Here is a 20413-nt window from a genome sequence, read left to right on the forward strand (position 1 = left end):
GGGTACGCGCGCGGGTACCCGCGCAACCCCGGGGGTAGCGCGGGTGTCATCGGCCGGCCGACGCCGCGCCCCCTGCCGTACGCCGACGCTGTGCGGGTGTCAGCACTCACCCAGTTCACCCTCGCGCTCGCCCCGCGGGCGGCTCTCGATCCGGAGACGGCCGGCCTCGCGCGGCTCCAGTTCGCCCTCACGGCGGGCGGGCACTTCCTCTTCGTCGCCCTCACCCTGGGCATGGCGCTGGTGGTCGCCTGCCTCCAGACGCGGGCGACGATCGGGCGCCGCGCCTCGCACGCGCGCATGGTGCGGTTCTGGGGGCAGCTGTACGTCATCAACTACGGGGTCGGGATCGTCACCGGCATCGTGATGGAGTTCCAGTTCGGCATGAGCTGGAGCGGGCTGACGCACTACGCGGGCGATGTCTTCGGGGCGCCGCTGGCGGTGGAGACCATCGTCGCGTTCTTCGTCGAGTCGACCTTCCTCGGGCTGTGGATCTTCGGCTGGCACCGCTTCAACCGGTGGGTGCACCTGGCGACGATCTGGGTCGTCGCGCTGACCGCGCTGCTGTCGGCGTACTGGATCCTGGTCGCCAACGGTTTCCTCAACCATCCGGTGGGCCACCGCGAGCAGGGCGGCGGGCTGGTCCTGGCGGACGTGGGAGAGCTGCTGGCCAATCCGAGCACGCTGCTGGCCTTCGGGCACGTGCTGGGCGGGGCGCTGCTGACGGCCGGTTTCTTCATGGCGGGGGTCAGCGCGTACCACCTCTTCCGGCGCTCCCCGGAGTGGGAGTTCTTCGGGCGGAGCCTGCGGATCGGGGTCTTCCTGTCGCTGCCGGCGCTGTTCCTGACGGCGGCGCTCGGCGGAGTGCAGCTCGGGTTCCTCTCCTCGGCGCAGCCCATGAAGTCGGCGGTGTTCGGCGGCCGGAGCGAGGAGATCGCGCGCCTCCAGGCGGAACTGGTGACGCGGTTCGGTCCCGGCGACTACGTTCCCTCGGAGGCGTGGACCCGGGGCGGTGCCCTGACGATGCTGATCGCCTTCGGGCTGATGATGCACCTGGGCATCGGGAACGTCGTCCTCGCCGCCTTCCGGACCACCCTCTACCGCTTCCGGCTCTGGCATCTGCTCCTGATGGCCTCGGTGCCCCTGCCCCACCTCGCCATGATCAGCGGCTGGGTCTTCCGGGAGGCGGGCCGCCAGCCCTGGGTCGTGTACGGGCTGCTGCGGACCGAGGACGCGGTGTCGGGGCTCTCCCCCGGTGCGATGCGGGCCTCGCTGATCACCTTCGCCACGCTGTTCGCCCTGCTCGTCGCCGCCAACTGGTGGCTGCTGCTGCGCCACGCGCGCGTGGGGCCGGTCGATGCCGGGCTCGGTCATGACGACCGTACGGCTCCGGACACGGAACCGCCCCTTCCGGTCGCGCGCTACTGACGCCCCCTTTCCTCCGAACCCGTCCTTCCGCCCAGCCCTCCTGAGGAGTTCCGTCGTGGAGACAGCCGCCCTCGCCCTGCTCGGCTTCTTCGCCGTGGGCTACTTCGTCCTCGGCGGTGCCGACATCGGCACCGGGATGCTCGCCCCGTACCTGGGGCGCGGGGATGCCGAACGCCGGCTGGTCATCGCCTCGTTCGCCCCGTTCTTCCTGGGCAACGAGGTCTGGCTGATCGCGACGGCCGGACTCCTCGTCGGCTGCTTCCCCGCGCTGGAGGGGGAGTTGCTGAGCGGCCAGTTCCCGGCGCTGGTACCGCTGCTGACCGGCTGGGTGGTGCGCGACGCGGGGCTGTGGCTGCGCGGCCGGGCCCACGGGCGGTGGTGGCGGGCGGGCTGCGACGGGGCGGTGGTGTGCGGCAGCTGGGCCGTCGCGCTGTGCTGGGGCTGGCTGCTGTCCGCGCTCTTCGCGGGGACGCCGGGGCGGGTCGTGACGGGGCCGCTCGCGGTGACCGGCGCGCTGGGTGTGGCGGCCCTGTTCGCCGTGCACGGGCTGGGGTTCGCCGCGCTGCGGCTGACCGGGGCGCCGTACGCGCGGGCGAGCCGGCTCATCGGGCGCGGCCGGGCGTGGCAGTCGTTCGCGCTGACCTCGGTGCTGCTGGCCGGGGCGGCCCTGTTCGCCGGGGCGGGCCTGCCGCTGGCCGGCTCCGCCGCGGGCGGCGCCACGCTCGCCCTCCTGGTGCCCGTCCTGCTCGTCGTCACCCCGCTGCTGGTCGCCGCGCAGGTGTGGCTGTGGCGGTCCTTCGGAGGACGGGTGACCAGGCCCGCCTATTTCTGACGCCGCGCACCACCCGGCCCCACTGCACAAGCCCTTTCCCACAACCCTCCTGAGGAGATGTCATGACCACCCTGCACGAACCCCCGCCCCCGACCCGGCGGCGCGGCAGTGTCTTCGAGCGGCTCGCCGCCTTCTCGTACGCGCACCGCTGGCGCGCGATCGTCCTGTGGGTCGTGCTGGTCGCGGCGATCACCGGCGCCTCGACGGCCGTCGGCAACGCCTACCACAACGACTTCTCCCTGCCCGGCACCGATTCGCACCGGGCGCAGTCGGTGCTGGAGCGGCACGGCGCGGCGCAGGCGGACGCCTCCCTCCAGGTCGTCGTGAAGGCGTCGCGCGGCGTCGCCGACCCCGCCGTGCGCAGCCGGGTCGAGGGGATGCTCCGGAAGGTCTCCGGGCTGCCCCGGGTCGCGGACGTACGCAGCCCGTACGAGGACGGTTCGGCCGTGTCGAAGGACGGCACCGTCGGGTACGCCACGGTGACGCTGGACGGCGGGGAGCAGGACGTTCCGGCGCAGGACGTGCGCCGGGTCCTCGCGGCGGCGGACGCCGTCGACGGTGACGGGATCGAGGCGGCCGTCGGCGGCGACGCGGCGCGCAACGCCGAGGAGGGCGGCGGCGGGGCGGCCGAGGGCGCGGGGCTCCTGGGGGCGCTGGTGATCCTGGTGTTCCTGTTCGGGTCGCTGGTCGCGGCGAGCCTGCCGGTGCTCACCGCCGTGTTCGCGGTGGGCAGTTCGGTCGGTCTGATCGCGCTCGCCTCGCACCTGGCGGACGTCGCCGACTTCACGCCGCCGGTGATGATGCTGGTCGGGCTCGGTGTCGGCATCGACTACGCGCTGCTGATCTTCTCCCGGTACCGGGGTGAGCTCCTCAAGGGCGCCGGGCCCGAGCAGGCCACCAGGACCGCGCTGGACGCGGCGGGCCGGACGGTCTTCTTCGCCGGCTGCACGGTGATCATCGCGCTGATGGGCCTGGTCGCGCTCGGTCTCGGCTCGCTCCAGGGGGTGGCGCTGGCCGTCGCCATGACGGTGCTGGTCACCATGGCCGCCTCGCTGACGCTGCTGCCTGCCCTGCTGGGCGTGTTCGGCAGGCGCATCGCCCGTCAGGTCGCCCGGCGGGCGGCGAGGGCGAAGCGGACCGAGGGGGCCGGCTGGCGCCGGTGGGCGACCGGGGTGCAGCGCAGGCCGGTGGCGGCCCTCGGGGTGGCCGTGGTGGCGCTGGGCGCGCTCGCCGTGCCCGCGCTCGACATGCGGCTGGGATTCGCCGACGCGGGCAACGACCCGGGAACCTCGTCGAGCAGGCAGGCGTACGACCTGGTGGCGGAGGGTTTCGGCCCCGGCTTCAACGGACCGCTGATCGTGGTCGTCGACGGCGGGGGCAAGAAGGCCGGCGAGAAGGTCCGCGGCACCCTCGAAGCGGCCGACGGCATCGCGGCGGCGACCGGGCCGATCCCCACGAAGGACCGTTCCCTCACCACCGTCCTCGCGTTCCCGCGGACCGCGCCCCAGGACGAGGAGACGTCGCGGCTGGTGACGCGGCTGCGCGGCGAGGTGCTGCCGCCGCTCGCGAAGGAGACGGGTGCGGTGCTGCTGGTGGGCGGTTCGACCGCCGCGACGGAGGACTTCGCGTCGACCGTCGCCGACCGGATGCCGCTCTTCGTCGTGATCGTTGTTGGCCTGTCCTCGCTGCTGTTGCTTGTCGTTTTCCGATCGCTTCTCATCCCTGTCAAGGCCGCTCTCCTCAACCTGGTGTCGATCGGAGCCGCCCTGGGCGTGGTGACGCTGGTCTTCCAGGAGGGGTGGTTCGGAGTGGAGGCGGGGCCCGTCGAGGCGTTCATCCCGGTGATGGTCTTCGCGATCGTCTTCGGGCTCTCGATGGACTACGAGGTCTTCCTGCTCTCCCGGATCCACGAGGAGTGGCAGCGCACCGAGGACCCGCAGGGCGCGGTCCGCGAAGGGCTCGCGGCGACCGGCAAGGTGATCACGGCGGCCGCCGCCATCATGATCGTGGTGTTCGCGGCGTTCGTGCTCGGCCCGGACCGGATGCTCCAGCAGTTCGGACTCGGGCTGGCGGTGGCGATCCTGCTGGACGCCGTCGTCATCCGCTGTCTGATCGTGCCCGCCGTGATGCAGTTGCTGGGCCGCCGCGCTTGGTGGCTGCCGGGGCCGCTGCGCCGGGTGCTGCCGGAGGTGGCGCTGGAACGCCACTGACCGGCCTGCTGCCCGTACCGCCCCGTACCGAAGGTCCGCCCCGTACGGTCCCGTACCGGAGTTCCGCCCGTACGGTCCCGTACGCCCCGGTCCGCTCAGTCGCCGTCCCGCGCCGGAGGGGACGGCGGCTGCGCGTCGCGGTCGCGGCGCAGCGCGGTCCGCATCCGGGCCAGTGCCGAGGCACGCCTGCTGCGATGGCCCTGCACCCGGGGGTCGTCGGTCACGTCGTACCGCTTCACGTACGCGCCGAGGAACGCCTGGAGGGTGGCCACCGCCGGGATCGCGATCAGCGCGCCGACCGCGCCCATCAGGGCGGTGCCCGCGATGACCGAGCCGAACGCGACGGCCGGGTGGATGTCGACGGTCTTGGCGGTGAGCTTGGGCTGCAGGAGGTAGTTCTCGAACTGCTGGTAGATCACCACGAAGCCGAGCACCCACACCGCGTACCAGGGGTTGACCGTGAAGGCGATCAGCATCGGCAGCGCGCCCGCCAGATAGGTGCCGATGGTCGGGATGAACTGCGAGATCAGGCCGACCCACACGGCCAGCGCGGGGGCGTAGGGCACGTCGAGGATCACCAGCAGGATGTAGTGCGCGATGCCCGAGATCAGCGCCATCAGGCCGCGCGAGTAGAGGTATCCGCCGGTCTTGTCGACGGCGATCTCCCAGGCGCGCAGCACCTCCGTCTGGCGGGCGGGCGGCAGTACGGAGCACAGCGCGCGGCGCAGCCGGGGCCCGTCGGCGGCGAAGTAGAACGAGAACAGGAAGATCGTCAGCAGTTTGAACAGTCCGCCGATGACCGTCGTGGAGACGTCGAGGACACCGGTCGCGCTGTTCTGCACGTACTTCTGGAGCCAGTCGGAGCGCAGCAGGTTGTTCTGCACCTCGACCCGGGACAGTTCGGTGTTGAAGGTGTGGTTGATCCAGTGGATCACCGAGTCCAGGTACTTGGGGAAGTCGTCGACCATCTCCACGATCTGGCCGGCCAGCATCGAGCCGAGCAGCACGACGAAGCCGATGCCCGCGATCATCACGCCGAAGAAGACCAGGAAGGTGGCCAGTCCGCGGCGCATGCCGCGGGCGGCCATCCGGCCGACGGCGGGCTCCACGGCGAGGGCGAGGAAGAACGCGATCAGGATGTTCAGGAGCAGCGTGATCAGCTGGTGGAACGCCCAGTCCCCGAGCTGGAAGCAGGCGTAGAGGGCGAGGGCGAGCACCATCGCGCGCGGCAGCCACCGGGGCATCCGGGCAGCTGCCGCGGGCGGCGGGGTGCTCGGCCGGCCGGTGCCGGGGGCTGCGGGGTCCTGTGCTTTTGCCTGGTCCTGGGCGGTCTCATCAGTCGGGGCCACGGGGCCAAGTGTCACTCATGAGTGCAACAGGAACGTACCGCGTCGCCCCGCGGCGGCACCGAACGCGCGGTGTGCGCCGCGGGTTGGGGGCGCACGGCGCGGCCGGACCGCGGCGCCATGGGCCCGCGCCCGGGTGTCAGCGCCGCTCCTGCGGGACGTCCATGGTCCGGCACACGGCCTGCCACACGGACTTCGCGTCCCATCCCGCGTCGAGCGCCTCGTGGACCGTACGGCCGCCGAGTTCGGACATCACGTGGTCGCGGGCGAAGGAGTCGGCGTACGTCTCGCCGAAGTGCGCCGCCATCCGTTCCCAGAAAATCGTCAACCGCATGACACCAGTATCCCGCCCCTGAGAGTGCACAGCGGTCCGCGCCTCTTGCCTCAAGCGCTTTCCGCCCTAACGTCGGCACATGGCTGGAAATGGAGCATCCCCTCTCGCCCGTGCCGAGCACTTCGTGTGGCTGACCGCCCGGGTCCTGGAGCAGCGGCGGTTCGCGTACCACTTCCTCGGCGGCGGGGCGGACCCGGTCGAGACCGCGCTCAACGCCTACCTGGGGGCGGACGGGGGGTTCGGGCACGCGCTGGAGCCGGATCTGCGGGGCCCGGTGAGCCAGCCGCTGCACACGGCGCACGCGCTGCGGGTGCTGGAGGAGATCGGCCGCTGCGGCGGTACGCGCGTGGAGCGGGTGTGCCGCTATCTGACGGAGGTGTCGTCGAAGGACGGCGCGCTGCCCGCGGTGCACCCCTCGCAGCGGGGCTACCCGGCGGCGCCCTTCGTGCCCGTCGTGGACGACCCGCCGAGCGAGCTGCTGGCGACGGGCCCGGTGGTGGGCCTGCTGCACCGCAACGAGGTGTGGCACGCCTGGCTGTTCCGGGCGACCGACTTCTGCTGGGCGGCCGTGGAGTCGCTGGAGTCCTCCCACCCCTACGAGGTGCAGGCCGCCGTCGCGTTCCTGGACGGTGTCCCGGACCGCTCGCGGGCGCGGGAGGCCGCGGACCGGCTGGGGCGGCTGGTGCGGGCCCAGGGGCTGGTGGTGCTCGATCCGGCGCGGCGCGCGGGGGTCCCGGTGGCGCCCGGGTACGCCCCGGACGAGCACCACTTCGCCCACCACTACGCGCGCGTGCCCGGGTCGCTGGCGCGCGGCTGGTTCACCGACGAGGAGATGGAGCGCTCGCTGGACTTCCTGGCGTCGGAACAGCAGGAGGACGGCGGCTGGCCGGTGCGCTGGCGGGTGTGGGCCCCGGGCACGGAGCTGGAGGCGCGGCCCCTGGTCACGATCGACGCCCTGCTGACCCTGCGCGCGTACGGCAGGCAGCTCGGCTGAGGCACGCGCGCGCGTGGCCGGGGCGGCGGGCCGGCCACGCGCGTGGGTCGGCGCTTGGCTCGGTCAGGACGGCGATTCCCGGACGGCGGCACGCGCGTGGGTCGTGGTCAGCCGCCCAGCGCGCGTACCGCCGCCGTGACGGCGACCGCCGCCCCGACGACCACCAGGAAGGGCGCCCGCAGGACCAGTGCGACCGCCGCCGCCAGCAGGCCCGCGCCCCGGGCGTCCAGCACCAGCTGCTGCCCGGTGGCGAAGGTCTGCTGCGCGGTGAGCGCAGCCAGCAGGGCGACCGGCAGCAGGGCGGACAGCTTCTGGACGAGCGGCCTCTCCAGGGCGCTCGCGGGGACGAGCAGGCCGAGCAGTTTGGCGAGGTAGCAGCCGGCGGCCGTGAGGCCGATGGCGATCCAGACGTTCAACGGACTTCTTCCTTCCGGTCGTTGGCGGGGCCCTTGGCACGGGACGCGTCGCGCCCCCGCAGGAACAGCACCAGCGGTGCGGCCAGGGCGGCCACCAGCACGGGTACTCCGCCGGGCAGCACGGGCAGCAGCCCGAGCCCGAGGAGCACCGCGATCCCCGCGGTCGCCCGCTCCGTGGCGGTACGCAGCATCGGGGCGAGCAGCGCGAGGAAGACGGCGGGCCCGGCCGCGTCCAGCCCCCAGGCGGCGGTGTCGCCGACGGCTTCCGCGCCCAGTCCGCCGAGAAGGGTGGTGAGGTTCCACAGCACGAAGAGGGTGAGCGCGGTGACGGTGAACCCGATGCGGGCGCCGCGCCGGGTGGGCTGGGCGAGGGAGACGGCCGCGGTCTCGTCGATGACCGCGTGCGCGGCGAGCGGCCGCAGGAGGCGGGGCAGTGCGAGCAGCTGGGACAGCCGCAGCCCGTAGAAGGTGTTGCGCACGCCCAGGAAGAAGGCCCCGGCGGCCGCCGTGAGCGGGTTGCCGCCGGCGGCGAGCGCCCCCACGAGGGCGAACTGCGAGCCGCCGGTGAACACCAGCAGGCTGAGCGCACAGGTCTGCGGGAGGGTGAGGCCGGCTCCCGCCGAGGTCACTCCGAAGGCGAAGCCGGAGAGGCCGACGGCGATGCCCACGCCGAGCGCGTCCCGCACCACCGCGGAGTCCGCCTTTGGTGCCGCCGTGCCGTCGCCGGGGCCTGCCGCGCCCTCGCGGGGCCCTGTCGTTCGTATGCCGGGAACTTCCGCGGCTGCTGTCTGGTCTGCCACGCCACGGACGTTACGAGGGCCTGCCGCCCCCGGTCTTGTACGTTCTTGCACGCTCGCGGCGGTAGGCGCCGGGCGGCACCCCGACGATGCGGGTGAAGTGCCGGTTGAGGTGGGGCTGGTCGCTGAAGCCCACCGCGAGCGCCGCCTCGGCCGGTGGCGTCCCGGTCTCCAGGAGCAGCCTGGCCCGGCCCACGCGCGCGTCGGTGAGCCAGGTGTGCGGGGGCATCCCGTACGCGGCCTTGAAGGCGCGCAGCAGCGCGAAGGGGCTGGTGCCCACCTCGTGCGCCAGGGCCTCCAGCGACGGCGGGCAGGCCATCCGGTCCCGCAGGATCTCCTGGGCGAGCGCCGCGGTGCGGGCGGCCGCGGCGGCCGGGCCCCGGGCGGGCAGGGCGCTGCCGTAGCGGCGCAGCAGCCGGGCGATCACCGTGCGGAACAGGGTGTCGGCGGCGAGCGCGTTGCTCTCCTCTGCGGCCCGGTGCACCTCGCGCACCAGGCGTGCGGTGTCGGGGTCGTCGACGATGGTCTCGGTGAACCCCGGGGTGCCGCGCAGGGTGGTGGCCTCCGCCGCCACTTCGGCGACGAGGTCCCGCGAGGGGTAGAGGGTGGCGTACGACCAGCCCTCGGGGGTGCCCGCCCTGGCCGCGTGCGGCACCTCCGGATTGATCATGACGACGCTGCCGGGGGCCGCGCTGATCGTGCCGTCGGGCATGTGCACGTCCTCGACGCCGCGGCGGACGGCGCCGAGCACGAACCCCTCGTGGCTGTGCCGGGGGAAGGCGTGCCGCACGTAGCGGGCGCGCAGCAGGTCGAGGCCCGGCACTCCCGGGCACTGCCAGTGCCTGGCCCACTCGCCGTGCCGCCGTGTGACCGTCGCGCCCTTCTCCATACGGCCATTGTGCGCCCGCCCGCCACGCCCCTGACCTGGGCGTCCACGCTGTGGACGGACGATTGCCGGGGCATTGTCAGTGGTGGGGTGCACGATGGGGTGCATGGTGAGGACAGCGCTCGACTCGTTCTCCCCCGCGACCAGGGGCTGGTTCACGGGGGCCTTCGTCACGCCGACCGCGGCCCAGGAGGGCGCCTGGCAGGCCATCGGCGAGGGGTCGGACGTGCTGGTCGTGGCCCCGACCGGGTCGGGCAAGACGCTGGCCGCGTTCCTCGCCTCGCTCGACCGGCTCGCGTCGACGCCGCCGCCCGCCGACGCGAAGAAGCGCTGCCGGGTGCTGTACATCTCGCCGCTGAAGGCCCTGGCGGTGGACGTGGAGCGCAATCTGCGCAGTCCGCTGACCGGAATCCGCCAGGAGTCGGTGCGGCTCGGTCTGCCGGAGCCGGACATCCGGGTCGGTATCCGCTCCGGGGACACCCCTGCCAACGAGCGCCGGTCGATCGCCACCAGGCCGCCGGACATCCTGATCACCACCCCCGAATCGCTGTTCCTGATGCTCACCTCCTCGGCCCGCGGCGCCCTGGAGGGCGTCGAGACGGTGATCCTGGACGAGGTGCACGCCGTCGCGGGCACCAAGCGCGGCGCGCACCTCGCGGTGTCGCTGGAGCGGCTCGACGCACTGCTGCCCCGGCCCGCCCGCCGGATCGGCCTCTCCGCGACGGTCCGGCCGGTCGACGAGGTGGCCCGTTTCCTCTCCCCGCAGCGCAAGGTGGAGATCGTCCAGCCGCCGTCGGCGAAGGTCTTCGACCTGTCGGTGGTGGTGCCGGTCGAGGACATGGGAGAGCTGGGCGGCGCGCCCGCCAAGGAGGACGACCAGGGCGACAAGCCGTCCATCTGGCCGCAGGTGGAGAAGCGGATCGCCGACCTGGTCCAGGCGCACCGCTCGACGATCGTCTTCGTCAACTCGCGCCGCCTGGCCGAGCGGCTGTGCAACCGGCTCAACGAGATCGCCTACGAGCGGGCCACCGGCGAGGCACTCCCCGAGGACGGTTCCCCGGCCGAGCTGATGGGCCAGGCGGGCGCCGCCCAGGGGGCACCCCCGCTGCTCGCCCGCGCGCACCACGGCTCGGTCTCCAAGGAGCAGCGCGCCCTGGTGGAGGAGGACCTCAAGGCGGGCCGGCTGCCCGCCGTCGTCGCCACCTCCAGCCTGGAGCTGGGCATCGACATGGGGGCGGTGGACCTGGTGATCCAGGTCGAGTCGCCACCGTCGGTCGCCTCCGGCCTCCAGCGGGTGGGCCGGGCCGGGCACCAGGTGGGTGCGGTGTCCACGGGCGTCGTCTTCCCCAAGTACCGGGGCGACCTGGTGCAGGCGGCGGTGGTCACCGAGCGGATGCGCAGCGGCTCCATCGAGTCCCTGCGCATCCCGGCGAACCCGCTGGACGTCCTGGCGCAGCAGCTCGTCGCGATGGTCGCGCTGGACTCCTGGCAGGCGGACGACCTCCTGGCGCTGGCCCGCCGGGCGGCGCCGTTCGCCTCGCTGCCGGAGTCGGCGTTCACCGCCGTCCTGGACATGCTCGCCGGGCGCTACCCGTCCGACGCCTTCGCCGAGCTGAGGCCGCGCGTCGTCTGGGACCGCGTCGCGGGTACGGTGACGGGCCGCCCGGGGGCGCAGCGGCTCGCCGTCACCTCGGGCGGGACGATCCCGGACCGGGGCCTGTTCGGGGTGTTCCTCGCCGGGTCCGACCCGAAGAAGGGCGGCGGCCGGGTCGGCGAGCTGGACGAGGAGATGGTCTACGAGTCCCGCGCGGGCGACGTCTTCACCCTGGGTACGACGTCGTGGCGCATCGAGGACATCACCCGTGACCGGGTGCTGGTCTCCCCTGCCCCCGGTGTGCCCGGCCGGCTGCCGTTCTGGAAGGGCGACCAGCTGGGCCGGCCCCTCGAACTGGGCCGTGCGCTGGGCGCGTTCCTCCGTGAGATCGGCGGTCTCGGCGCGGCGAACGCGCGGGCCAGGCTGGGGGCCGCGGGCCTGGACGACTGGGCCGCCGACAACGTCCTGTCGTACCTCGACGAGCAGCGCAGGGCGGCGGGCCACGTCCCGGACGACCGGACGATCGTCGTGGAGCGGTTCCGCGACGAGCTGGGCGACTGGCGGGTGGTGGTGCACTCCCCGTTCGGCGCGCAGGTGCACGCGCCGTGGGCGCTGGCCCTGGGGGCCAGGCTGTCGGAGAAGTACGGCATGGACGCCCAGGTGATGCACGCCGACGACGGCATCGTGCTGCGGCTGCCGGACGCGGACCTGATGGGCCTGGACCTGATGGGGCTCGACCCCCTGGACGGTCCCGAGGGCGGCGGGGGCACGCTCCCGGACCGCCCCCCGGGCGCCGAGTACGACAACGAGCAGGCGCCGATCGGTGCCGCCGACACCCTCTTCGACAAGGGCGAGGTCGCCCAGATCGTCACGGACCAGGTCGGCGGGTCGGCACTGTTCGCCGCCCGGTTCCGGGAGTGCGCGGCCCGTGCCCTGCTGCTGCCGCGCCGCAGCCCCGGCAAGCGCACCCCGCTGTGGCAGCAGCGCCAGCGGGCCTCGCAGCTCCTCCAGGTGGCCAGCGAGTTCGGCTCGTTCCCGATCGTGCTGGAGGCGGTCCGCGAGTGCCTCCAGGACGTCTTCGACGTACCCGGGCTGACCGAGCTGATGGGCGACATCGAGGCCCGCCGGGTGCGCCTGGTCGAGGTCACCACCCCGGAGCCGTCCCCGTTCGCCCGCTCGCTCCTCTTCGGGTACGTCGCCCAGTTCCTGTACGAGGGCGACTCGCCGCTCGCCGAGCGGCGGGCGGCGGCGCTGTCCCTGGACTCCCGGCTGCTGGCCGAGCTGCTGGGCCAGGCGGAGCTGCGCGAGCTCCTGGACGCGGAGGTCCTGACGCAGCTGGAGCAGGAGCTCCAGTGGCTCACCGAGGACCGCCGGGTCAGGGACGCGGAGGGCGTCGCCGACCTGCTGCGGGTCCTCGGCCCGCTCACCGGTGCCGAGCTGACGGCCCGGGGCGCGGATCCGGCGTGGGCGGCGGAGCTCGCGGACGCGCGCCGCGCCATCCGGGTGCGGATCGCGGGCACGGACCACTGGGCGGCGATCGAGGACGCGGGCCGGCTGCGGGACGCCCTGGGCACCGCGCTCCCCGTCGGCGTCCCCGAGGCGTTCACCGAACCGGTGGGGGACCCCCTCGGCGACCTCCTCGCCCGGTACGCGCGCACCCACGGCCCCTTCACCTCCGCGACGGCCGCGGCCCGATTCGGCCTGGGCACCGCGGTCACCGACGGCACCCTGCACCGCCTCGCCGCGGGCGGTCGCGTCGTGCAGGGCGAGTTCCACCCGGCGGGCATCGGCCAGGAGTGGTGCGACGCCACGGTCCTGCGACGGCTGCGCCGCCGTTCGCTGGCGGCACTGCGCCAGGAGCTGGAGCCGGTCGCCCCCGCCGCGCTGGCCACGTTCCTCCCCCAGTGGCAGCACTACGGGGGCGGCGGGCTGCGCGGTGTCGACGGGCTGGTGCGCGCCGTCGAGCAGTTGCAGGGGGCCGCAGTCCCGGCCTCCGCCCTGGAGAAGCTCGTCCTCCCGTCCCGTGTCACGGGTTACGCCCCGGCGCTCCTGGACGAACTCACCACCACGGGCGAGGTGTTGTGGGCGGGCGCGGGCGCCCTGCCCGGCAAGGACGGCTGGGTCTCGCTCTACCTCGCCGACACCGCCCCGCTCCTCCTCCCTGCGCCGCACCCCCTCGAACTGTCCGCACTGCACGAGTCCGTCCTCACCACGCTCACCGGCGGGTACGGCCTGTTCTTCCGGCAGATCGCGGACCAGGTGCGCGCCACCACGCACCCCGACGCCAGCGACCCGCAACTGGCCGACGCCCTCTGGGACCTGGCCTGGTCGGGCCGGCTGACCAACGACACCCTGGCCCCGCTGCGCGCGCTCCTCGGCTCGGGCCGCACGGCGGGCGCCACCGCGCACCGCGCCAAACGCTCGGTGCCGCGCGGCCGTTACGGCTCGCTGACCGCCGCGGCGCGCCCCACTTCCCGTACGGGTCCACCCACGGTCGCGGGCCGCTGGTCGCTGCTCCCCGCCCCGGAGCCCGACGCCACCCACCGCGCGCACGCCCTCGCCCGCACGTTCCTGGACCGGCACGGAGTGGTGACCAGGGGCGCGGTCGCCGCCGAGGGGGTGGAGGGCGGTTTCTCGGCCGTCTACCGCATCCTGGCCGCGTTCGAGGACAGCGGCCAGGCACGCAGGGGGTACGTCGTCGAGGGTCTGGGGGCCGCCCAGTTCGCGATGGACGGGGCGGTGGACCGGCTGCGTGCGGCGGCGACGGCCCGCGACCGCAGCGAGGGCGACGCGCCGAACCGCGCGGTGGTCCTGGCCGCCGCCGACCCGGCCAACGCGTACGGCGCGGCCCTCCCCTGGCCCGAGCCGCCCGCCGGCGTCACACACAAGCCCGGCCGCAAGGCAGGAGCCCTGGTCGTCCTGGTCGACGGCGAACTCTCCCTCTACATGGAGCGCGGCGGCAAGACCCTCCTGGCCTGGCCGGCCGACCCGTCCGGCACCCAGTCGCCCCCGGCCGCACCCGCCACCACCGCACCGGACCCCACGACGCCGGAACCCACGGACGAGGCCACCGCCCGCCTCCTCGCCGCCTCCGAAGCCCTCGCCGCCTCGGCCCGCGCGGGAGCCCTCGGCACCATCACGGTCGAGCGCATCAACAACGCCCCCGCCCTCACCTCTCCCCTGGGCCGCACCCTGGAGTCGGCAGGCTTCCACGCCACCCCCAAGGGCCTGCGCATCCGCCCCTGAACCACCCCACCCCCACCAAAATCCCCCATCATGGGTCCATGCCCGAAGGAGACACCGTCTGGCAGGCCGCCCGCCGCCTGCACGCGGCGCTGGCCCACCGTTCGCTCACCCACGCCGACCTCCGCGTCCCCCGTTTCGCCACCGCCGACCTGGCCGGGCGCGAGGTGCTCGACGTCACCCCGTACGGCAAGCACCTCCTGACCCGCATCGAGGGCGGCCTCACCCTGCACTCCCACCTCCGCATGGAGGGCGCCTGGCGGGTGTACGCCCCCGGCAGGCCCTGGCGCGGCGGCCCCTCCCACCAGATCCGCGCCGTACTGCGCAACACCGAAGCCACCGCCGTCGGCTACCGCCTCCCGGTCCTCGAACTCCTGCGCACCGCCGACGAGCACACCGTCATCGGCCACCTCGGCCCGGACCTCCTCGCCCCCGACTGGCAGGACGACGCCTCCCTCCGGGACCGCGCGGTGCACAACCTCCTGGCCGCCCCGGACCGCCCCCTGGGCGAAGCACTCCTCGACCAGCGCAATCTCGCGGGCATCGGCAACGTCTACAAGTCCGAACTGTGCTTCCTGGCCCGCGTCACGCCCTGGCTGCCGGTCTCCGCTCTCGCCCCCGACGTCCCGGCCCGCCTGGTCGCCACCGCCCACCGGCTGCTCGACCTCAACAAGGACCACCCGGACCGCCGCACCACGACCACCCACCGCACCTCGGGCACCAACTCCGACCGCCTCTACGTCTACGGCCGCGAATCCCGCCCCTGCCTCCGCTGCGGCACCCCGGTCCGCAAGGCCGACCAGGGCGACGGAACCCGCGAACGCCCCACCTGCTGGTGCCCGAACTGCCAACCGGGCCCAACCAATTGACGACCCGTCAGATCCAGCCGTACGGTCACCCCATGCCCCTCCCCGTACGACGCCCCGAACGGCTCCCGGCATACGACCTCACCGGCCGCACCGCGTTCGTCACTGGCGCCGCCAGCGGCATCGGCCGCGCCACCGCACTGCTCCTCGCCGAAGCGGGCGCCACCGTGCACTGCGCCGACCGCGACGACGCGGGCCTGGCCGAGACCGCTCTTCAGCTCGTCAAGGCCGGCGGCACGGTATTCACCCACGTCCTCGACGTGACCTCCCGCGCCGGGCTCGGCACGGCCATGGCAACCGTCGACCGCCTCGACATCCTGGTCACCGCGGCCGGAGTCATGCACTCCAGCACCGTCCTGGAGACCACGGACGAGGACCTGGACCGCCTCCTGGACATCAACTTCAAGGGCGTGCTGTACGCCTGCCAGGAAGCCGCCCGCCTCATGCTCGCCGCCACCAGCCCCACCAGCACCACCAGCGAGAGCAGCCCCACCACCGACGCCACCACAGCCACCGGCTCCAACACAACCACCAGCACCCCAGAAACCCCCAGCACCCCACCCACCCCTCCCCGACCCCCCGGCAGCATCATCACCCTCGCCTCCGGCGCCGTGGACAGCTCCAACGCGGGACTGTTCTGCTACAGCGCGGCCAAGGCCGCGGTGGTCCAGCTCACCAGGACCCTCGCCACCGAACTCGGCCCGCACGGCATCCGCGTCAACTCCGTCGCCCCCGGCTGGATCCGGACCCCGATGACCGCCCGGCACGACGCCACCCTCCAGCACCGGGCCGAGGAGACCATGCGCCGCATCACCCCGCTGGGCCGGGTCGGCGAGGCCGAAGAGGTCGCGCACGCGGTCCTCCACCTCGCCTCGGACGCGGCCTCCTTCACGACGGGCCAGATCCTCCGCCCCAACGGCGGCGTTTCCATGCCCTGGTAGGCCTGGCCCTGGTGGAACCGCTCCCCCGTTCCGCTCCCCGAGCCTCCGGCTCCCGCTCCCCCGGCCCCCCGGACCGCACCACCCCCCGGGACTCCGCCGACCCCGCCGATCTCACCGACCGAGCCGACCCGGCCGCCCGCGCCGAGCCTGCCGCCCGCGCCGACCCCACCGCCCGCCAGCGCCGCACCGGCCCCTGCGCCGCCACATGCACCGGCAGCAGACTCAGGCCCCACCCTCCGGCGACCACCGCCCCCTCGACCACGCCCGCTCCCTCGGGCACCAGCACCATCCGCAGCAGCGCCCACCACCACAGCACGCCGCCCATCAGCGCCAGCGCACCGAGCGCCCCCCGGCGCCCCCGTATCCCGTGGTCGTGCCGCACCATGGCTGCCTCCTCCGGCTCCGGCCGACGCTAGACGCGGTCAATCCCGTACGGGAGGGCGCACCGGAAGCACTCGAAGCACCTCAAGCACCCGAGAGCCACCCCCGGTGCGACCCCAGCCCCGCACGTCACACGCCCAAGGAGCCTCAGGCGGTCTCCGCCTGGAACATCCAGGCGTGCTTCTCCAGGTCCGCGGTCAGCCCGATGATGACGTCCTGGCTGACCGGGTCCGGGTCGCCGGTCGCCTCGATCCGCTCGCGCATCCGCACGATGACCGCGCCGAGGGCGTCGACCAGGATCCGTACCGCGTCGGCGTCCTTGATCCAACCGGTCGGCACCTCGCCGATGGCGCTCGACGACGCCACGGTCGCCGCCCGCCCGTCGGGGCTGACCCCGAGCGTGGACGCCCGCTCGGCGACCGTGTCGGAGTGCTGTCGCGCCGTGTCCACGACCTCGTCCAGCTGCAGGTGCACGGACCGGAACCGCGGGCCCACCACGTTCCAGTGCACCTGCTTCGCCACCAGCGACAGATCCAGCAGGTCGACGAGCGCACCCTGGAGCGCCTCCCCGACCACCTTGAGTTCGGCCTCCGGCAGCGAGCTCTTCACGGCAGACATCCGCATCCTCCTCAGAAATCACAGCAAACTGATTCAGCACCCCCAACCCTGCCACAACCGATCTAAATCGGTCATTCGGGGTCAGTATCGGGCGACGAAGGCCGGCCACGGAAAAGACCCGAGCCCCGGGCGGCCTCCAAGAGACCGCCCGGGGCTCGGGCCCACGCACTACTTCATTCGCTAGGCAGCGACGACATCCACCGCTTCCGCAGGTGCCTTGATCGTCACTCGCTCGGTCGGCACACCGGGCACACCGGTCACCGACGTCACGGAGACCGAATTGAGCATCGGTCGCACCGGCTGGCGCACCGGCGTCTCGCCGGCCGCAGCCGACGCCGCCAGTTCCGCCAGGGACAGTTCGTCGCTCACTTCCCGCATGAGCTCGGACATCCGTACATCAAGCGCGTCGCAGATCGCGGAAAGCAGTTCGGAGGATGCCTCCTTCTGCCCCCGCTCCACCTCGGAGAGATAGCCGAGCGAAACCCGGGCGGACGAGGAGACTTCGCGCAGAGTACGGCCCTGGCGCTGGCGCTGCCGACGCAGCACGTCACCCAGCAGGCGACGGAGCAGAATCATCGGTGGCTCCCTCCTCGGACCGCGTAGCCGCATCCTTCACGCCCCACCGTACCGCCTCGCGCTGCGGCCGTGCGGGGAGCGATGTCGTGTTCACTCAGGGCTGTAAACATCAAGTCCCCCCGTTCTGTTCCGTATCCTGTGCCCGCGCATTTCCGATCGGTTCATTCGCGGGTCCGCCGGCCAGCTCTCCGGCAAGCAGCTCGAAAACGCCCCGCACACTCTCTCTACGAATGTCCGAACGGCTGCCGTTCAACCGCAGAGCGGCCACTTTCTGTACTCCGCCGGGCCCCGCGACGGCCACGAACACCGTCCCGACCGGCTGTCCGTCCTGCGGTTCGGGCCCCGCGACGCCGGTCGTCGAGATCCCCCAGTCGGCCCCGAGAACCCGCCGTACGCCGGCCGCCATCTGCCGCGCGACCTCGCCGTCCACGGCGCCGCGCTCCTGGAGCAGCGGGGCCGCGACCCCGAGCAGGTCCCGCTTCAGTTCGGTCGCGTACGCCGTCACGGACCCCCGGAAGACCTTCGAGGCCCCGGGCACCCCGGTCAGCTCCGCGGCCACCAGACCGCCGGTCAGCGACTCGGCGACGGCCAGCGTCCGCCCCTGGGCTGCCAGCTCCGCCAGCACCGCCCCGGCGCTCTCACCGACCGGCCGCGGGTTCACCGAGCAGCCCGCTCCGCCGCCAGCCCGGCCCGCCGCAGCACGATCGCCTGCCGTACGTAGTCGAGCCCGGTCACCACGGTCAGCACCACGGCCAGCGCCATCACCCACCAGCGGAACGTGGCCAGCGGGCCCACCAGCATCAGCACGTACATGCCGACCGCGGTGCCCTGCGCGAGGGTCTTCATCTTGCCGCCGCGACTGGCCGGAATCACTCCGTGCCGGATCACCCAGAACCGCATCAGCGTGATCCCGAGCTCCCGGAAGAGGATCACTCCGGTCACCCACCAGGACAGGTCGCCGAGCGCCGAGAGGGAGATCAGCCCGGCGGCCATGATCGCCTTGTCCGCGATCGGGTCGGCGATCTTCCCGAAGTCCGTGACCAGGTTGTACGTGCGGGCCAGGTGGCCGTCGAACACATCGGTGATCATGGCGACGGCGAACGCCGCCCAGGCCCAGGCCCGCCATATCGGGTCGTGCCCGCCCTCGGCGAGGAGCAGCAGCACGAAGCCCGGCACGAGCACCAGGCGCACCATCGTGAGGATGTTCGCGATGTTCCACAGACTGGCCTGGCTCACCACCGCAGCACCCAGCTTTCCGCCGGTCACCGGCGCCCTGCCGGTGCCGCCCGTCGCGGACGCCGGGATTCCGCTCATCTGGCCGCCTCCTCAGGAACCTCGCTCGACCCGTTGGCACCGTCCAGACCACCGGGCAGCGGCTCGGCGACGAGGTCCACGCCCTCGGTGCCGACCACCTTCGCCAAGACCATACGGCCGGGCGTCAACCCGTGGCTGGTCGTGAAGACCACCTGGCCGTCCGTCTCGGGCGCCTGGTGGGCCGCACGGCCGACAGCGCCGTCCTCGTCGTCGATCGACTCGACCAGTACCTCCAGCGTCTCACCGAGCCGCTCCTCCGCCCGCTGGGCGGTGAGCTCCTCCGCGAGCCGCGACAGGTGCGCCAGCCGCTCCGCGATGACGTCGTCGTCGAGCTTGTTCTCGTACGTGACGGCCTCGGTGCCCTCCTCGTCCGAGTAACCGAAGACGCCGATGGCGTCCAGGCGCGCGCCGGTGAGGAAGCGCTCCAGCTCCGCGAAGTCCTCCTCGCTCTCGCCGGGGAAGCCGACGATGAAGTTCGAGCGCACACCGGCGTTCGGGGCCTTGGCACGGATGGTCTCCAGCAGCTCCCAGAACTGCTCGGTGGAGCCGAAGCGGCGCATCGACCGCAGGACACCGGGCGCCGAGTGCTGGAAGGACAGGTCGAAGTACGGGACGACCTTGGGAGTGGAGGTCAGTACGTCGATCAGACCGGGCCGCATCTCGGCCGGCTGGAGGTAGCTGACCCGCACCCGCTCGATGCCCTCGACGTCCGCCAGCTCGGGCAGCAGGGTCTCCAGCAGGCGGATGTCGCCCAGGTCCTTGCCGTACGAGGTGTTGTTCTCGGAGACCAGCATGACCTCCTTCACACCCTGGCCGGCCAGCCAGCGGGTCTCCTGCAGCACGTCGCTGGGGCGCCGCGAGATGAAGGAGCCGCGGAAGGACGGGATGGCGCAGAAGGAGCAGCGCCGGTCGCAGCCGGAGGCGAGCTTGACCGAGGCGACCGGGCTGCTGCCCAGGCGGCGGCGGAGCGGCGCTCGCGGGCCGGACTCCGGCGCGACGCCCTCGGGGAGGTCCGCGGGGGCCGGGGCGGGCTCCTCCTGGGCATGGCCGGGCAGGGCGACGTTGGCGTCCTGCCGCTCGGCCGGGCTGATCGGGAGCAGCTTGCGCCGGTCGCGCGGGGTGTGGGCCTCGACACTGCCACCGTTGAGGATGGTCTGGAGGCGGTTGGAGATGTCGGCGTAGTCGTCGAACCCGAGCACGCCGTCGGCCTCCGGCAGGGCCTCGGCGAGGTCCTTGCCGTACCGCTCGGCCATGCAGCCCACGGCGACCACGGCCTGGGTGCGGCCGTGGTCCTTCAGGTCATTGGCTTCGAGCAGGGCGTCGACGGAGTCCTTCTTGGCGGCTTCGACGAATCCGCAGGTGTTGACGACGGCGACGTCCGCGTCCGAGGCGTTCTCGACGAGGTCCCAGCCGTCCGCTGCCAAGCGGCCTGCCAGCTCCTCCGAGTCCACCTCGTTACGGGCGCAGCCAAGAGTGACAAGGGCGACGGTGCGGCGTTCGGGCATGGACTCAAGACTACTTTGTCCCGGCGCGCACCCGCCCCGGGAGGGCCCGCCCCGCGCCTCGTCCCCGGGCCACCCCTTCCGACCTGCGAAGACGCCGTGGAACCGGGCCGCGTGGACGCCGGGCGGACAGTGGAT

The 20413-nt window shown here is 73.3% G+C and carries 17 protein-coding genes; 7 read left to right on the plus strand and 10 right to left on the minus strand.

Annotation, left to right across the window (positions count from 1 at the left end; genetic code table 11):
• Window positions 1-96 precede the first annotated feature (96 nt).
• From ACFYVL_RS18445 to ACFYVL_RS18455, 3 genes are all read left to right on the plus strand, one after another.
• Window positions 97-1425: a cytochrome ubiquinol oxidase subunit I gene (locus tag ACFYVL_RS18445; protein ID WP_389245900.1), complete on the plus strand. Its 1329-nt coding sequence runs from the start codon at window positions 97-99 to the stop codon at window positions 1423-1425.
• A 55-nt stretch (window positions 1426-1480) separates the two neighbouring features.
• Entirely contained in the window at window positions 1481-2257 is a 777-nt protein-coding gene (locus tag ACFYVL_RS18450) for a cytochrome d ubiquinol oxidase subunit II (RefSeq protein ID WP_389245902.1), read from the plus strand.
• A gap of 62 nt (window positions 2258-2319) precedes the next feature.
• Window positions 2320-4467 carry an MMPL family transporter gene (locus ACFYVL_RS18455; RefSeq protein WP_389245903.1) on the plus strand — a complete coding sequence of 716 codons (2148 nt, stop codon included), beginning with the start codon at window positions 2320-2322 and terminating at the stop codon, window positions 4465-4467.
• A 95-nt stretch (window positions 4468-4562) separates the two neighbouring features.
• Here the strand turns inward: ACFYVL_RS18455 and ACFYVL_RS18460 are convergent, their stop codons facing one another.
• Window positions 4563-5711 (minus strand): AI-2E family transporter, encoded by a 1149-nt coding sequence (locus ACFYVL_RS18460; RefSeq protein WP_389245965.1) that lies wholly within the window; start codon window positions 5709-5711, stop codon window positions 4563-4565.
• A gap of 241 nt (window positions 5712-5952) precedes the next feature.
• Window positions 5953-6147 (minus strand): DUF3046 domain-containing protein, encoded by a 195-nt coding sequence (locus ACFYVL_RS18465; RefSeq protein WP_389245905.1) that lies wholly within the window; start codon window positions 6145-6147, stop codon window positions 5953-5955.
• Between the two features lie 79 nt (window positions 6148-6226).
• On the opposite strand from ACFYVL_RS18465, the gene ACFYVL_RS18470 reads away from it, so the two are divergent.
• On the plus strand, window positions 6227-7141 hold the full coding sequence (locus ACFYVL_RS18470; protein WP_389245907.1) for a hypothetical protein: 915 nt from the start codon (window positions 6227-6229) through the stop codon (window positions 7139-7141).
• 107 nt (window positions 7142-7248) lie between these two features.
• Here ACFYVL_RS18470 and ACFYVL_RS18475 read toward each other — a convergent pair whose 3' ends face one another.
• Genes ACFYVL_RS18475 through ACFYVL_RS18485 form a run of 3 tightly spaced genes read right to left on the minus strand, consistent with a single transcriptional unit; the run spans window position 7249 to window position 9243 of the window.
• On the minus strand, window positions 7249-7557 hold the full coding sequence (locus ACFYVL_RS18475) for an AzlD domain-containing protein (RefSeq protein ID WP_389245909.1): 309 nt from the start codon (window positions 7555-7557) through the stop codon (window positions 7249-7251).
• The gene (locus ACFYVL_RS18480; RefSeq protein WP_389245967.1) at window positions 7554-8321 is read right to left on the minus strand and encodes an AzlC family ABC transporter permease; all 768 of its coding nucleotides are present in this window, start codon (window positions 8319-8321) and stop codon (window positions 7554-7556) included. The genes ACFYVL_RS18475 and ACFYVL_RS18480 overlap by 4 nt, the downstream gene beginning before the upstream one ends.
• 46 nt (window positions 8322-8367) lie before the next feature.
• A complete protein-coding gene (locus tag ACFYVL_RS18485; protein WP_389245911.1) occupies window positions 8368-9243 on the minus strand; it encodes an AraC family transcriptional regulator in 876 nt (291 codons plus the stop codon).
• Between the two features lie 103 nt (window positions 9244-9346).
• On the opposite strand from ACFYVL_RS18485, the gene ACFYVL_RS18490 reads away from it, so the two are divergent.
• Genes ACFYVL_RS18490 through ACFYVL_RS18500 form a run of 3 tightly spaced genes read left to right on the plus strand, consistent with a single transcriptional unit; the run spans window position 9347 to window position 15884 of the window.
• On the plus strand, window positions 9347-14080 hold the full coding sequence (locus tag ACFYVL_RS18490; RefSeq protein WP_389245913.1) for a DEAD/DEAH box helicase: 4734 nt from the start codon (window positions 9347-9349) through the stop codon (window positions 14078-14080).
• 38 nt (window positions 14081-14118) lie between these two features.
• The gene (locus ACFYVL_RS18495; protein ID WP_389245915.1) at window positions 14119-14946 is read left to right on the plus strand and encodes an Fpg/Nei family DNA glycosylase; all 828 of its coding nucleotides are present in this window, start codon (window positions 14119-14121) and stop codon (window positions 14944-14946) included.
• Window positions 14947-14978: 32 nt separating this feature from the next.
• Entirely contained in the window at window positions 14979-15884 is a 906-nt protein-coding gene (locus ACFYVL_RS18500; RefSeq protein WP_389245917.1) for an SDR family NAD(P)-dependent oxidoreductase, read from the plus strand.
• A gap of 528 nt (window positions 15885-16412) precedes the next feature.
• On the opposite strand, the gene ACFYVL_RS18505 is transcribed toward ACFYVL_RS18500, so the two are convergent.
• From ACFYVL_RS18505 to rimO, 5 genes are all read right to left on the minus strand, one after another.
• Complete coding sequence (locus ACFYVL_RS18505) at window positions 16413-16883, minus strand: DNA starvation/stationary phase protection protein (protein WP_389245919.1); 471 nt, start codon at window positions 16881-16883, stop codon at window positions 16413-16415.
• A 180-nt stretch (window positions 16884-17063) separates the two neighbouring features.
• Entirely contained in the window at window positions 17064-17459 is a 396-nt protein-coding gene (locus ACFYVL_RS18510) for a helix-turn-helix domain-containing protein (RefSeq protein WP_389245921.1), read from the minus strand.
• 109 nt (window positions 17460-17568) lie between these two features.
• Entirely contained in the window at window positions 17569-18120 is a 552-nt protein-coding gene (locus tag ACFYVL_RS18515) for a CinA family protein (RefSeq protein ID WP_389245923.1), read from the minus strand.
• Complete coding sequence (pgsA, locus tag ACFYVL_RS18520) at window positions 18117-18773, minus strand: CDP-diacylglycerol--glycerol-3-phosphate 3-phosphatidyltransferase (RefSeq protein ID WP_389245925.1); 657 nt, start codon at window positions 18771-18773, stop codon at window positions 18117-18119. Before pgsA ends, ACFYVL_RS18515 begins: the two co-directional genes overlap by 4 nt.
• Window positions 18770-20278 carry a 30S ribosomal protein S12 methylthiotransferase RimO gene (gene rimO, locus ACFYVL_RS18525; protein WP_389245927.1) on the minus strand — a complete coding sequence of 503 codons (1509 nt, stop codon included), beginning with the start codon at window positions 20276-20278 and terminating at the stop codon, window positions 18770-18772. The genes pgsA and rimO overlap by 4 nt, the downstream gene beginning before the upstream one ends.
• Window positions 20279-20413: the final 135 nt, after the last annotated feature.

Source organism: Streptomyces sp. NPDC004111, from assembly GCF_042874215.1.
In the GTDB taxonomy this organism is placed as follows: domain Bacteria; phylum Actinomycetota; class Actinomycetes; order Streptomycetales; family Streptomycetaceae; genus Streptomyces.

Excerpts from the sequence above, each read along its gene's own strand:
- ACFYVL_RS18500 (WP_389245917.1), top strand. The coding sequence starts at position 14,979 with ATGCCCCTCCCCGTACGACGCCCCGAACGGCTCCCGGCATACGACCTC.
- ACFYVL_RS18510 (WP_389245921.1), bottom strand. The coding sequence starts at position 17,459 with ATGATTCTGCTCCGTCGCCTGCTGGGTGACGTGCTGCGTCGGCAGCGC.
- ACFYVL_RS18470 (WP_389245907.1), top strand. The coding sequence starts at position 6,227 with ATGGCTGGAAATGGAGCATCCCCTCTCGCCCGTGCCGAGCACTTCGTG.
- ACFYVL_RS18465 (WP_389245905.1), bottom strand. The coding sequence starts at position 6,147 with ATGCGGTTGACGATTTTCTGGGAACGGATGGCGGCGCACTTCGGCGAG.
- ACFYVL_RS18495 (WP_389245915.1), top strand. The coding sequence starts at position 14,119 with ATGCCCGAAGGAGACACCGTCTGGCAGGCCGCCCGCCGCCTGCACGCG.
- ACFYVL_RS18490 (WP_389245913.1), top strand. The coding sequence starts at position 9,347 with ATGGTGAGGACAGCGCTCGACTCGTTCTCCCCCGCGACCAGGGGCTGG.
- ACFYVL_RS18505 (WP_389245919.1), bottom strand. The coding sequence starts at position 16,883 with ATGTCTGCCGTGAAGAGCTCGCTGCCGGAGGCCGAACTCAAGGTGGTC.
- ACFYVL_RS18460 (WP_389245965.1), bottom strand. The coding sequence starts at position 5,711 with ATGCCCCGGTGGCTGCCGCGCGCGATGGTGCTCGCCCTCGCCCTCTAC.
- pgsA (WP_389245925.1), bottom strand. The coding sequence starts at position 18,773 with ATGAGCGGAATCCCGGCGTCCGCGACGGGCGGCACCGGCAGGGCGCCG.
- ACFYVL_RS18485 (WP_389245911.1), bottom strand. The coding sequence starts at position 9,243 with ATGGAGAAGGGCGCGACGGTCACACGGCGGCACGGCGAGTGGGCCAGG.
- ACFYVL_RS18455 (WP_389245903.1), top strand. The coding sequence starts at position 2,320 with ATGACCACCCTGCACGAACCCCCGCCCCCGACCCGGCGGCGCGGCAGT.
- rimO (WP_389245927.1), bottom strand. The coding sequence starts at position 20,278 with ATGCCCGAACGCCGCACCGTCGCCCTTGTCACTCTTGGCTGCGCCCGT.